This window comes from Luteolibacter flavescens, assembly GCF_025950085.1.
Lineage (GTDB): Bacteria > Verrucomicrobiota > Verrucomicrobiia > Verrucomicrobiales > Akkermansiaceae > Haloferula > Haloferula flavescens.
The window spans coordinates 92,453-104,036 of the sequence record NZ_JAPDDS010000006.1; the positions used below are offsets into that span (position 1 = coordinate 92,453).

Genomic DNA, 11,584 nt, shown 5'->3' on the forward strand with positions numbered 1-11,584 from the left:
AAAGAGGGGTCAGAGGGTGGGGATTGCCGCGGTGAATCCGCAAGCGGCGCGGAGGGCGGCCATCGGGAACGCAGGGCCGGGGTCGGACTTGCGGCCGCGTGCGATGTCCTCGTGGCCGATGATGTCGTCGAGGTTGTAGCGCTTCACGAGGGCCAATGATACGCGCTCGCAGGCAGCGAGCTGTGAAGCGGGGAAGGCCTCCCAGTCGGCAACGGGCCCGCCGTGCTTGTGCTTCGCGCGGACTGAACCGAAGCCCGGCTGCTTGGCGGCCCAGTCGTAGGCGTCACGACCTGGAGTATCGGCGCCCGCGTTTGCCAGCTCAATGCCGATGGAACAGGAGTTGAGGCCGACGTAGAGCTTCCCCGTCTTCGGGTCCCTCCATTGGGAGGTTCCGGCGTGCCCGGCTGTGACATTGAAGGGACGGCACTGGATGATGGTGCCGTCGCGATCGATCACCACGTGAGCGCTCGCTCCGTTCGCGCCGGGATTCCTCCACCACTCGATGCTGCTGACTGCAGTAGCTCCTGAGGTGAAGTGGACGACTTCAAAGCGGCGCGTGTTCATGGGGCTGCCGCCCGGGATCAGTGCGCGCTTCACTCCTTCGAGCCAGTGGTCTGCGGTGATGTTCATCGGCGTTTTGCTTCGTAGCGGGTGAGGGTTGTCCATGGGCACCTCGGCACGATCAGCGCCGAGGCCTGCGCCCCGCTGAAATAAAGCGCGGGGAGCAGGCTAATGAGAACGGGCGCAGTGGTGCGGTGGGTCATCGGGTGAGCGTTCGAAGGAGGATCACTTTCCCGCGTCGATCACCTGAGCGGCCCTCTGTGCGACGAGGCCGGCATTATAGAGGCCCCACACGGCATCTGCCGGGGACGACTTGGCCCTGAGGACGTCCGCGGATGCCACGTTGAAGCTCTTCCCGTCGGCGGTTTTCACCGGCTCCGAAGGGATCGGCTGTCCGGTTATTCCGGCATAGACGCCCGTGCAGGACGGAGTGAGGAACAGCGCGAGGAGAGCGAAGATCCACAGCGGTGTGGTGCCCGCTCCAGACGTGCCGTTCGACTTCGCCGAGATCGTCCACGAGGTGGAAATCAGGACGAGTGCCACACCGGAGAGCGCTTCGGCCTTTGCAGGGTCAATGATGCCGTAAGCTACGAGGACGCCGGAAGCGCCGGAGAGGACCTTGCGAATGAGGCTGAGGACGACGTCCAGCCCTTCGTTTGCCTTGAGGGCGAAGACGAGCGAGACGAGGGCGATGATAACACCGGAAACGAGTTCAACGGTGCTGGAGGTGGTGACGCCGTAGGTCACCAGTGCGGCACCGATTGCGGTGCCGACTTCACGGACGATGCCAAGTGCTTGGTCTTTGTTCATGGGAAGGATGGGATGGAGATAGGTTGCGGGTCACTGGCGCTCCGTGAGCATCCAGTCGAAAGTGCTGGTGTCGGTGGTCACCGTCGCTCCGTTCGCATTGATCGCGGTGATGGTGAAAGAGGCCCCGGCGGTCTTCGTCACGAGATAGGAGTCGCCTCCCGTGCCGCCGTGGGCCGTCTTGGTGATGTCGATGTGCGTGTTTGCCGTGATACTCGTGTTCGCGACGGTGGCCACGCCTGCCACCAGTGCGACGCCCGTGCCGATTCGCGCATTCGCGCCGGTCTTCAGGCTCACGCCGAGGCCGACGTTCTCGAACTTCAGGTTGCCTGTTTGATCGAACCTGCTTGCGACCGTTCCGTTGGAAGCTCCGCTTGCACCCGTCCGCATTTCAAAGAGGTTTGCGGTCTGCCCAGTGATCCCGGAGGCGCAGAGGGCGATCATGCCAGCTGTGCCAGAGTGGGCCTCAACACGACCGGTGGGTTGGCGAGCGCTGATCGTGAGTCCGACCTGTCCCATGATCCATTGGCCGGCCGAATTGATGTTCGTGTAATCCTGCGAGCCCCGGCGGAATGCCAGGCCCGAGGCGCGCCAGTCGGAACTTGTTCCATACTGCCAAATCACGTTGACCGGATTTGCGTTCACGGTCCCTTGACCCATGTCCGAGAACGACAGCCCGGTTCCATTGCCGAGCGAGCCGTCGAAGTAGATCGGGAAGTCGAAATTGGGAACTGACGTGACTCCGCGGCCATACCATTGCGGGCCACTGGCAAAGTTTCCCTGGGTGTCGTGAAGGAAGCGACGAACCGGCTGGAAGTAATCGAAGACTGCCTGGGAGATCAGCACATCGCCGTAGTAGGCAGTGTGAACCTCCCCTGGCGCGGCGCGGTGGATCAGCATGTTCTTCGCCTGCTGGATGGTCGCAGGCATCACCGCCTTGATGTCCACGAAGGTTGCGGAATTGTCGGCATCTGCGGCGAAGGCGCGCATGTAGGCGTCAATCGAGGCATTCCGCGGTTCCGAACCGTCATCGGTGAGGTGACGACCGATGAGGACAAGGTCACACTCGGGACGTGCAGTGCGGATGCGGGTGATGACGGTCAGAAAGTCCGGCACCCATGCAGCAAGATCGACTTCCGCCTTCTCCCGGAAGAAGATGACGTCCGGCTTCAGCCAGCCGAGCAAGGTGTCCCAGTTCGACTGCGTGGTCTGCGCCATCTGCGCCATCGTGCAGCCTCCGATGGACACGTCGCAGTCGACGACCCCCTGCCGGGAGGTGGCAACGACCGGATTGTTCTGCGAGAGATTGGTGATACCGGCGGCGAGGATCTTCGGAGTGCCGGACGCCCAGACGACGCGTATGCGGGTGGAGATGGGACCGAATGCGGCGCTCTCCCACACCTGCAGACCGCTGGTGGCGACCGAGTTGCAGTTGACCGTCGCAAGCGCGGTCCATGCTCCGGCCGCGGTTTCGTATTGGACAGTGAAGGACCCCGCTGCCGCGCCCTCATAGGCGACCATTGCGAAGCGACCGACGGGAAGCTTGCCGGTGCCGTCTCCATTCAGCCCAAAGGTGGCAAATGACGATGTGTTGGTAGACAGGGTGATCGTGCGGCCGCCGAATGGCGTGAGCGTATACTCACTGTAATGGGCGGAGAGAACGGCAGTGCCGTTGAGAGCTACCTGTGAACTCATCTTCACCGTTCCGGCTGTCCCAAGAACCGCTCGCAGCAGGGACACGCAGTTGGTAGCCCATGAGTCTCCCACCGTCAGGGTGCGGATAACTGGAGGCAGCGAGTTTTGCCGGTTCCAGTTCAGGTGGTTCATCGTCCAGTACAGCCGCTGCGGAGCGCTGTTGAGGTCGTTGGCTGCGGATGGCTTGATCGCGTTCCATCCCGCCAACGCGTCGAAGTTCGACATGTCGCGAAGCAGGATCTCGTCAGCGGATACCGCTCTGCCGGTGAGCCGGTCGATCAGACGGAGGGCATAGCGGGCGACTGTCGCGGCGGGTTCCTCGGCAGTGGTCCCGCGCGGGGTCCAGAGCTTCGCGATCGCCTTGAAGGCGCGCTTGCCGATGCCGTCGGAGTTGTTCACGCCCGCGAAGTCGCGGTGCGGATCTGGAAGGCGGTTGCGGTCGGCGTTGAAAGGGTCGGGCATGTGAAGGTGGGGTGAGAGGGTTAGGACTCGGGTTCAGCAGTGGAGGAGGGGATCAGCTCCATCATCGCGGCCTTGGCCTCCGCCAGCTCCGGCGGCACCTCGATGGCCTCGATGGTCGCGCGGGCGAGATCCGTCTCATCCGCTTGCAGCAGTACGCGCACGGTGGCAAAGGCGATGCCGAAGCTCCCCTGCAGCTCCACCGGCACGGCCGCGCGGAAGACCGCATTAAGGTCGGACAGCAGCGTGGATGGGGGTGGCTCCGGCACTGCGGTCAGCCGGGCAATCTCATCGGCGTGCTGCTGCGCTAGGTCCGCGAGCTCGCTGATTCGCTGCATGTCCTTGGACTGGGCCAGCTCCTTCAAAGCGGTCGCATGATTATCGGCTAGCACCATGGCCTCGCCCTCCAGTTCGCCGACGCGCGTCACCGCCGCGGCATTGAGGGCGGGCAGCAGCGCTGCGAGCGCGGCCAGATCCAGCGGTATCGGCGAGCCGCTGTCAGTGGTCTCGCTCGCGCCGAGGAAGACCCCGTCCTCGGCGGACAGCACAATTAGGATTCTCTGTTGTTGGGCAGACATGTTCGGGAATGTTGTGAGTGAGGGTTGGTTGGTCAGAGCACCATGCGGACGATCCAGTTGGTCCCGTTTGATCGGACCAGCGCGCGAACTGCGCCGCCGCCCGCCACTGTTGCTCCCGCTGCCGGACCATTGGCATCCGTCACCTCGATCCACATTCGCGCGTTCGTGGAGGCAGTAGGCAAGGTGCCCACCGTGGACTGGCCGTAGGTGATGCCGCCCCCGGCCATGACGCTCTGGCAGGCGATGGACGCATCCGCAGAGTTCACACGATTCCGGAGCTTGAGTAGCCCATCCGTATCGGCATCGAATACTACCCCCCGCGAGTTGCTTGAGTTTGTTAGCCGGAGAGTAGAGTTGCCCAACGCAACCACTGCAACTCGGCTCGACCAAGACAGAGTGTCAGTGGGGCCAATTGTTAGGTTCGTAAACGTTCCCGCCGCAGGTGTCGTGCCCCCGATAGCCACATTGTCCATCGAGCCCACGCTCGCTGGAAGTAAAAGCAGTGTGCCACCCCCATTCGGAGCCAGTCCAATCTGGCCGTTCTGCGTAGTGAACGCGATGCTGGCGTTGCCTGTGGCGGAGACAAAGAATTGTTGGCCAGCTCCAGGCTCAAAAAGAGTGGTGCTGTTCCAGGTATTGATGCCCGTCCACGCGTTAGTTCCAGCGAGAGAACCCTTCCCGTCGAGCGTGGTTTGTAGACCTGTAATATCGGTCTGAGCATGCGAATGGCTTGCATTCGCGAAGATGCCTCGCGGCAGCATCACGGGATTGCCGAGGCCATCGAGAGCGAACAGTGAAAGCGTGGCCGCGCTGACCTCGCGGAAGGTCACGTTGCCATCAACGTTCTGTGTGAGGATGAAGGTCGTCATTCGGTGGGGTTGATGGCTGATGCGGGCCAGAAGATCGTGACGCCATCTGCCTCAGCGCTGGCGATGCCGCTTGAGATGGTGATCGCGCTACCACTTCCGCCGCCGCTTGCGTTCAGCGCGAGAAGCGGTGCTTTCTTCCACAGCGCACTGTCGCCGGTGCCGGAAATAACGACGTAGAGGAAGTTACCGTCGCACATCATCTGGTATGGCGCGCCGGATGTAGCGGCTTGCGCCGTGAAGGTCGGTGTTCCGGTGGAGTCGAGGTCGCTCGCTGGATCGGGCTCCCATCCCGTAGCGAACTCAGGCGAAGGATCATTCCCGGGAACGGCCCGCCATGTCGCACTAGGACCGGTGCTGCCCGATCCGTAGAAGGAGATGCGCCAGCGTCCGGAGCTGTAGTGGATTTTGAGGTGCCGGGTGTCTTCTGGAACTACGAAGTTCCCATCGCTTGAGAACCACGGCTTGCCGCCAAGCTCACCGCCGTAAGGGACGAAGCCGGTGATGTCGGGATTCAGCACTCCACCGATGAAGATTCCGCGGGAGAGAGGCGTGCCGGCAGCGATGTTCACCACCCGCCCGAGGATCTTGCTCTCCAGTTCGTCGGCGGAGTAGGGGATGCCCGTGCTTCGATCCACGACCCGGTGTGCGACACGGCAGAGTGTCGCTACTGGGATTTCGAGGATCGCGCGGATGGGAGACCAGAGCCGGGCGATCTTGGACATGGAGCGCTGCGGAGGTGCATCGACCTCGTTGGCTCCACGCCAGTCTCGCGATGGCTCAGGGAATTCCTGCCGGTTGGATGGCACAGGCATCGCGTCAGGTCAGATTCGAATCCAGGCACCGGCACCATTCGTGTTCACGCACTGCCAGGCGTAGCTGGTGTTCGCAACCAGCGAGGTGACGGCAGCTCCACTGATGGTGCCGCCGCCCAGGACATTCACTGTGAGCGCGGTCTGCGTCGCCGTGGAGAGGAGGCGCACGATCTGGCCTTCCTTGGCAAAGGCTGCAGCCGGGAGACGGAACGTGCCGGTCGCCAGTGTGCCCGCTGGGGTCAGGTAATGCACCTGGTCGACGAAGGCCGCGGCAAGGATGGTGAAGCCGGTGAGCGGAGTGGTCCGGATCGAGACCGTGCGGCGCTGGAGTTCGTCCGCTGAGTAGGCTTCGCCGGTCTGTCGGTCGATCACCCGGAGGGCGTATCGCGAGAGGGTGGACAGAGCGTTCTCAAGCGCGGTCCCGATTGGACGCCACGCCTTGATCAGCTTCTGGGCCACCGGATTTGCCCGGCGCGCGCTCCCTGCGAAAGTCGCGGAGGGCGCCGGGAAGTCGTTTGGATTCTGTGGGGCTGCCATAGCAGCCGGAGAGTGTCATGCCGCCGCAGTCGGCATAACGGGCGCATCGGATGCCGGTGCCCCTTCGCCTTCCATGACCGCTGGCGCGGCCAGTCCCTGGCTCGCGAGGAAGGCGTCGAAGACCGGTTGCATCTCCGGCGGGAGCAGTGCCGAGATGCTTGCGGCATCGAGCACGGCCTCACGGATGACCTTCTCCGCATCGTTGAAACCGAGCGCCGCGATTGCCTGAATGAAGAGCCGCCGGAGGGAGGACTTGTCGATCTCCGGGACCGCCGAGTAGCTGGTCGCGATCTGGATTGCTGCCTTCGCGGCCTCGAGCTTCTGGAGATTCTGCGATTGCGTGAGACTCAGTGAAACGTTCGCCCGCAGCCCCTTCACATCGCCCGCCCTGATCTGCAGAAGCTCGGCATCGCGGCCCTCGCCCCACGTGAAGGTCTCATCCTGATTCTGATTCGCGTAGTTCAGGTGGACCGAGTATTCCACCACCGGCTGCAGATCCTTCATCATCTGCGAAATTTGGGACCGGTCGAGGAGCGCGGCGCGGCCCGCGTTCAGCTTCGATCCCGTGGCCGTATCATTCTCCGGGATGCCTGCAAGTTCGCCCTGCGAGGCGCTCGACGTGCCCATGCGAAGGTTGAGCGTCTGAAGCATCTGCTGGAGCAACGCGTCACTGCGGCCGTTCGCATCAGGGACCACTTTGAACTGGAAGGCGTCATCGATGCTCTTGTCGTCGGCGATCTCGTAGACCTTGTCCGGATCGTTCACGATGTCCTGCCCTTCGAGCTTGTCGACGAAGGCGCTTCGCTTGAATCCCTTCAGCACGTCCGCGCTTCTCCGGTTCCGTAGCGTGGTCGCGTTGAAGAAGCCGTCGATGGTGTCGTTCGCCTCTTGGAAGCGCTCCCAGTAGCCCTTCCCGAGGACGCGGCGCGGCTGCTTGAAGGCACGAACGGCGAAGACCGGCAGCATCCCGCCGGGAGTGACGTTCGCGAGGAAGTCGCAGCGGAACATCACGCGAAGGTCCGGCGAGAAGATCACGTGGATCCGGACCGGCTTGCCCGTGTTGAAGGGATCGCAGCGGAGGTAACCTTCCACCAGCCACACGACCGGGTTCGCCTGCGGATCGAGGGCCATCGCAGAGCCATGAATCTCGCTCTCCCCGCGGTGGGCGCGGGGTTCATCCTCTCCGCCGAGCTGCGCGGCCGCGATCAGGTCCTCGTGCTCCTTGGTATCCAGATCGTATGCGGCGACGAGATCGTGGACGCCCATCTTGAACCGGTGAAGGAAGTCGGTGTGGCGGAGGTTCAGCTCCGGAGCGATTGGGTCAAAGGCGATGTCCTTCCAGTCGAGGTTCGCCGCGTCAATGTTGTCGTAGACCTCGGTCGTCTCGGTGATGAGGATCTCCTTCCACACCCAATCGGCCGGCGGGAATGCCTGAGTGTCGACCTGAGCGGCCGCCTCATCCGTGACGATGTAGTCGCCGGTGGGGTCGAGGATCGGTTTGCCGGACTTCTTCGAGTGAAGGACGTAGTCCGCCTGCTCGTGCTCCTCGATGTCCCGCAGCCAGCGAATCTTCGGGAACGCGGTGCCGAGGTGGGTCGCGAGGATGAGCGAGTCGATCAAAGTCGCCTCGAGGTTCGACTGGTCGAACTTCCACTGACTGTGCTTCGTGATCAGCTCCGCGAGCTTCGTGTCGTCGATACCCTGCGGTGTTGCGGCAAGCCATGGGCGGGTGGCGAAGATGTCGTCCTTCGCCTGAGCGTGGATCTGGTCGCTCTTGCCGGACACCAGCCCGAGTGTGTTGTTCTGCCGCTCGAAGATCGATCTCCGGGCGTCGGACGTTTCACGGTTCGGGGCCGTGCGGTCGGAGTAGTTGTCATCCGCCAGCCTCTCGAAGCGCTCCATTTTCGCGCGCCAGGTGCTGAGTGCTGGGTGTAGCGCTTCCCATTGGTCGATCGCGTAGTCGAGGAGCCACAGCTCTTGCTGCGGGTTCATGCCCTTCGAAAGGGCGGTCTTCCCCCGGCTGAACAGCTTGCTCTGGACGGGCTTGGCGGGCGGGCCGCTGACGATCAACTCGTAGCTCATTGCCGCGCATGGTGCCCGCCGCACGAGTCACTCGTAACGGGCGCAAGGAGCGGGTTGAATTTCCAGTGCCTTGTGCGGTATAAGGACCGGCGATGACACCTCCGCCGCCCTACACGAAGATGCCCAGCGTTACGGTTCGCCGTAGATGCCGGGCTCTCGTGATTGAGACGGCGGCGCGCTACGGCATCCCGCCTGCATTCGTCACCGCTCACGTACGACCGGTGAAGGCGGTGACCGCCCGCCGAGAGGTGATGAATGCGATGCTGGAGATGGGGCTCACTCGCTCACAGGTGGCTATGGCTTTTGGGCGTGACCTGCGTCGAGTCCGAGAGAGCGAGATCGGCAAGGCAGGGAAGCCGGGGAAGCCGATGTTCCGGCGCCGGGACTACCGACGGTTCGACCTTTTCGGGGTGCCGCTGGAAAATCCGGGCAGGAAAGCAACTGCATCGCGGTCAGCAGCGGCGCTTTCCGAAAGCAGCTAGGGCTGCTAATGCCAAAAGACACCCGAAGGTTATATAGCAGCCGACGGGGAAGACGAAGTTGCCTCTGTGGGCTTGGCCTTTTCGGGATAGATTTCGTTAGCAAGATCTGGGGTAGACCTCATAGCCAACTCCACGAAGTTTCCAAATTCCACGAGTCTATGAGTTACCTCTGTCATAATGTCGACCGTTGGCATGACGTTGAGATCTTCAACTGATTCGTAAACCTTGGTTCCTTCTTCCCAAACCTGCACAAAGGAAATCCAGAGATCAAAGGGAAGGTGCGCGCGTTCGAAATTACCGGCGATCATGTAGCGTCCGTTAATTTCGAAGTAGGCACTCCTTTTCTCTAGGACTTTTTGTTCAAGCTCATCCAAGCGTCCGGCTTCGGACGCCTCTTCTTTCAAGAAGTGATAAGTATGAACAGCAGCGAGAAAATCCCCGAGTATTCTGATGTAGTCGCCGACCAGGATCTGGGTGTTCGACATCGCCTGGAAGCGCAGGTCGATGATCTTCGCAACCGCGGCGACTCGCAGGTTTGATGTGGCGCCAGCTGCGATTTTGGTAATGTCATGCTCCAGATCCCGCAGCTCTTTCTTCGTCGCGAATCGGTCTGTGAACCAACCTTTGAAATAGAGCTGAATGATCCAAACGGCCGCGAATGCAACTCCGCCCGCTCTTAGAAGCCAGTCAACTGCCTCTCCAAGGATTTCCCAACCTGTCATGACAGCGGCATACACTTACTCGTGCGCAAGGGAAGTAAATCCGAAGGTTAGATTTCCCTCAGCCCCTCTGCCTTTATGAAGGTGAGCACCTGGTCGAGGAAGATTCCGGCGGGATAGCAGACGTTCTCCTCGGCATTGTGGGGATCGGCGTACGGCCCCTTTCCGCGCGTCCGATAGTCGAAGGCAAAGCCGACGTGCATGGCCTCGTGGGAGAGGATTTCCGCGGTGAGGTTCCCTTCGACCAAACACACGATGCAGAAGTACCGGCGATCCACCTCGATGCCGATCAGTTCCCGATCTCCGTTGTATTCTTCGATTGCCAGCTTGGTCACGAAGCCTGCGCACCTTCGCCCAAGTCCGGGACCCCTCGCATTGTCGGAATTGCGATACCTAGGCAAGATCCTAGACTGGAAGTTCCTCATCGCAGCGCGGGTGCGGAAAATGGCCACCTTCGCCGCGGGATAGTCATCGCTGGCTACATGAATGTTGCAGGCGGCGACGAGACCAGGAACCCCGCCCGGTATTCGCTTCAGGCGCTTTGGCAGGCCTTTCCGGCGGAAGGTGAGCCGGACGGGGTCATGGTAGACGTTCATGTCTCAGAAGGGAGCCGTGTCCACTTTGCCGTCGGGTCCGATCATGATCCGCTGTCCGCGGAAGAACTTCTCGTGAGCGCCGTCTGCCTGAGCAACGAGGTAGAGGTCGTCATTCTCGTGGGTTACCGGGTGCCCGTGGAAGTCGAAGGACCATGGCATTCCATTGTGAAGCGTGACACCTTGAGTAATTCCGAGCTGCACAAAATCTTCGAATGAGATCCAGTCCTGGATATTCGGCGACTTCTCGTCAGGTGGAAGAGGTTCCCACGTCTGCTGCCGGATGATCTCAATCGTCTTGCCCTGCTCCATGAGGTAGGCGCGCTCGAAGCATCCGCCGCAATCAAGTTCCATCGGCACGGGCGGTTGATCCTTTACGATGTAGCGTCCGATGCGGTTCCGCTTGTGATCGAAGGCTTCGACTTCGATGCCATGATTCGCGAGAACCGTGGTCGTGATGCCAGCAGCCTCGATGATCTCGGCGCGGCCTGGGGTAACAAGTTTCAGTGTCATGTCTTTGGTCTAGGTTGAGCCGTCACCTCTGACGGTTGCGCAACCTTGGACCGAAGTAGATGCGTGCTGTAACGGGCGCAGTGGACACAAAGAAGCCCCGCGCGAGCAACCAACCGGAAGTCGCGCGGGGCCTGTGAACCGCAAATCAGGCGACGTCGTCGGCAGCCGGATCGTCCGGCAGAATCTCCCAGTCCTCAGCGAGAATGTCGGTCTGCGAAGCGAGCCAACCGGTGACGGTGGAGCCGGTCGCGGCGCGCATGTTCACATTCGGAAGCCGCGTGACCACGCCGTCGTCGCCTAGATCGAAGAGATGGTCGGAGACCCCGTCGATGTGGGTTTCGCGGGACGGCAGGGAATCGGTGATCCCCTTGTTCAGCCACAGGAACATTCCCTTGCCGTTCCAGCCCATACGGGCCACGCGCTTGCCCTGCTTCAGAGCTTCGACTGCGTCGCCGAAAGTCCCCCTCGACGCAGTGGCGCTCAGCTCACCCGGCTCCGGATCGCCCCCGGAAGCACTCGCGGAAACAGCATCGGTGCGCGGCCCGCTGTCTGTGTGGACCAACACGGGCGCGACGTCGGGCCAGTAGAAGGAGCCTGGTGTCGGCTCTTTGGTGGCAGTCACGGAGGTGAGCCAAAGGGTGTCGGTCCCATCGAGCAGCAACTTGCCGTTCACCGCGCTTTCCGGCGAGTCGCCCCACGCGCGGACAACGATCATGGGGAAGACATCGCCTTCCTTGACGGTATTGCCGGAGAGAACCCCGCCAGACTGTTCACGCTCATGGTTGATGGCGGAAACCTGGGCAGCGGCGAGGACGAAGAGGACGATGCGTCCGATAGATGGTGTTTTCATAGCCCGGGCACCGTGACGGACCTTCCG

General features: G+C 61.9%; 12 protein-coding genes. All 12 read right to left on the bottom strand.

Annotated elements, in window-relative coordinates:
- Positions 1–9 precede the first annotated feature (9 nt).
- Positions 10–630: an N-acetylmuramoyl-L-alanine amidase gene (locus tag OKA04_RS12315; protein ID WP_264501469.1), complete on the bottom strand. Its 621-nt coding sequence runs from the start codon at positions 628–630 to the stop codon at positions 10–12.
- A gap of 156 nt (positions 631–786) precedes the next feature.
- The gene (locus tag OKA04_RS12320; RefSeq protein WP_264501470.1) at positions 787–1,371 is read right to left on the bottom strand and encodes a Pam3-gp28 family putative phage holin; all 585 of its coding nucleotides are present in this window, start codon (positions 1,369–1,371) and stop codon (positions 787–789) included.
- Positions 1,372–1,401: 30 nt separating this feature from the next.
- Positions 1,402–3,525 carry an SGNH/GDSL hydrolase family protein gene (locus OKA04_RS12325; protein ID WP_264501471.1) on the bottom strand — a complete coding sequence of 708 codons (2,124 nt, stop codon included), beginning with the start codon at positions 3,523–3,525 and terminating at the stop codon, positions 1,402–1,404.
- A 20-nt stretch (positions 3,526–3,545) separates the two neighbouring features.
- Entirely contained in the window at positions 3,546–4,100 is a 555-nt protein-coding gene (locus OKA04_RS12330) for a hypothetical protein (protein WP_264501472.1), read from the bottom strand.
- Positions 4,101–4,132: 32 nt separating this feature from the next.
- Entirely contained in the window at positions 4,133–4,969 is an 837-nt protein-coding gene (locus tag OKA04_RS12335) for a hypothetical protein (protein WP_264501473.1), read from the bottom strand.
- Complete coding sequence (locus tag OKA04_RS12340) at positions 4,966–5,604, bottom strand: hypothetical protein (protein ID WP_264501474.1); 639 nt, start codon at positions 5,602–5,604, stop codon at positions 4,966–4,968. Before OKA04_RS12340 ends, OKA04_RS12335 begins: the two co-directional genes overlap by 4 nt.
- A gap of 186 nt (positions 5,605–5,790) precedes the next feature.
- On the bottom strand, positions 5,791–6,240 hold the full coding sequence (locus tag OKA04_RS12345; protein ID WP_264501475.1) for a hypothetical protein: 450 nt from the start codon (positions 6,238–6,240) through the stop codon (positions 5,791–5,793).
- Positions 6,241–6,333: 93 nt separating this feature from the next.
- Complete coding sequence (locus OKA04_RS12350; protein ID WP_264501476.1) at positions 6,334–8,400, bottom strand: portal protein; 2,067 nt, start codon at positions 8,398–8,400, stop codon at positions 6,334–6,336.
- 511 nt (positions 8,401–8,911) lie between these two features.
- Positions 8,912–9,619, bottom strand: a complete 708-nt coding sequence (locus OKA04_RS12355) for a hypothetical protein (protein WP_264501477.1) — start codon at positions 9,617–9,619, stop codon at positions 8,912–8,914.
- A 32-nt stretch (positions 9,620–9,651) separates the two neighbouring features.
- Positions 9,652–9,936, bottom strand: coding sequence for a hypothetical protein (locus OKA04_RS12360; RefSeq protein ID WP_264501478.1), 285 nt, complete (start codon positions 9,934–9,936; stop codon positions 9,652–9,654).
- Positions 9,937–10,200: 264 nt separating this feature from the next.
- Positions 10,201–10,707 (bottom strand): hypothetical protein, encoded by a 507-nt coding sequence (locus tag OKA04_RS12365; RefSeq protein WP_264501479.1) that lies wholly within the window; start codon positions 10,705–10,707, stop codon positions 10,201–10,203.
- 145 nt (positions 10,708–10,852) lie between these two features.
- Complete coding sequence (locus OKA04_RS12370; protein WP_264501480.1) at positions 10,853–11,557, bottom strand: DUF2829 domain-containing protein; 705 nt, start codon at positions 11,555–11,557, stop codon at positions 10,853–10,855.
- Positions 11,558–11,584 lie beyond the last annotated feature (27 nt).

Excerpts from the sequence above, each read along its gene's own strand:
- OKA04_RS12315 (WP_264501469.1), bottom strand. The coding sequence starts at position 630 with ATGAACATCACCGCAGACCACTGGCTCGAAGGAGTGAAGCGCGCACTG.
- OKA04_RS12370 (WP_264501480.1), bottom strand. The coding sequence starts at position 11,557 with ATGAAAACACCATCTATCGGACGCATCGTCCTCTTCGTCCTCGCCGCT.
- OKA04_RS12365 (WP_264501479.1), bottom strand. The coding sequence starts at position 10,707 with ATGACACTGAAACTTGTTACCCCAGGCCGCGCCGAGATCATCGAGGCT.
- OKA04_RS12320 (WP_264501470.1), bottom strand. The coding sequence starts at position 1,371 with ATGAACAAAGACCAAGCACTTGGCATCGTCCGTGAAGTCGGCACCGCA.
- OKA04_RS12330 (WP_264501472.1), bottom strand. The coding sequence starts at position 4,100 with ATGTCTGCCCAACAACAGAGAATCCTAATTGTGCTGTCCGCCGAGGAC.
- OKA04_RS12335 (WP_264501473.1), bottom strand. The coding sequence starts at position 4,969 with ATGACGACCTTCATCCTCACACAGAACGTTGATGGCAACGTGACCTTC.
- OKA04_RS12350 (WP_264501476.1), bottom strand. The coding sequence starts at position 8,400 with ATGAGCTACGAGTTGATCGTCAGCGGCCCGCCCGCCAAGCCCGTCCAG.
- OKA04_RS12325 (WP_264501471.1), bottom strand. The coding sequence starts at position 3,525 with ATGCCCGACCCTTTCAACGCCGACCGCAACCGCCTTCCAGATCCGCAC.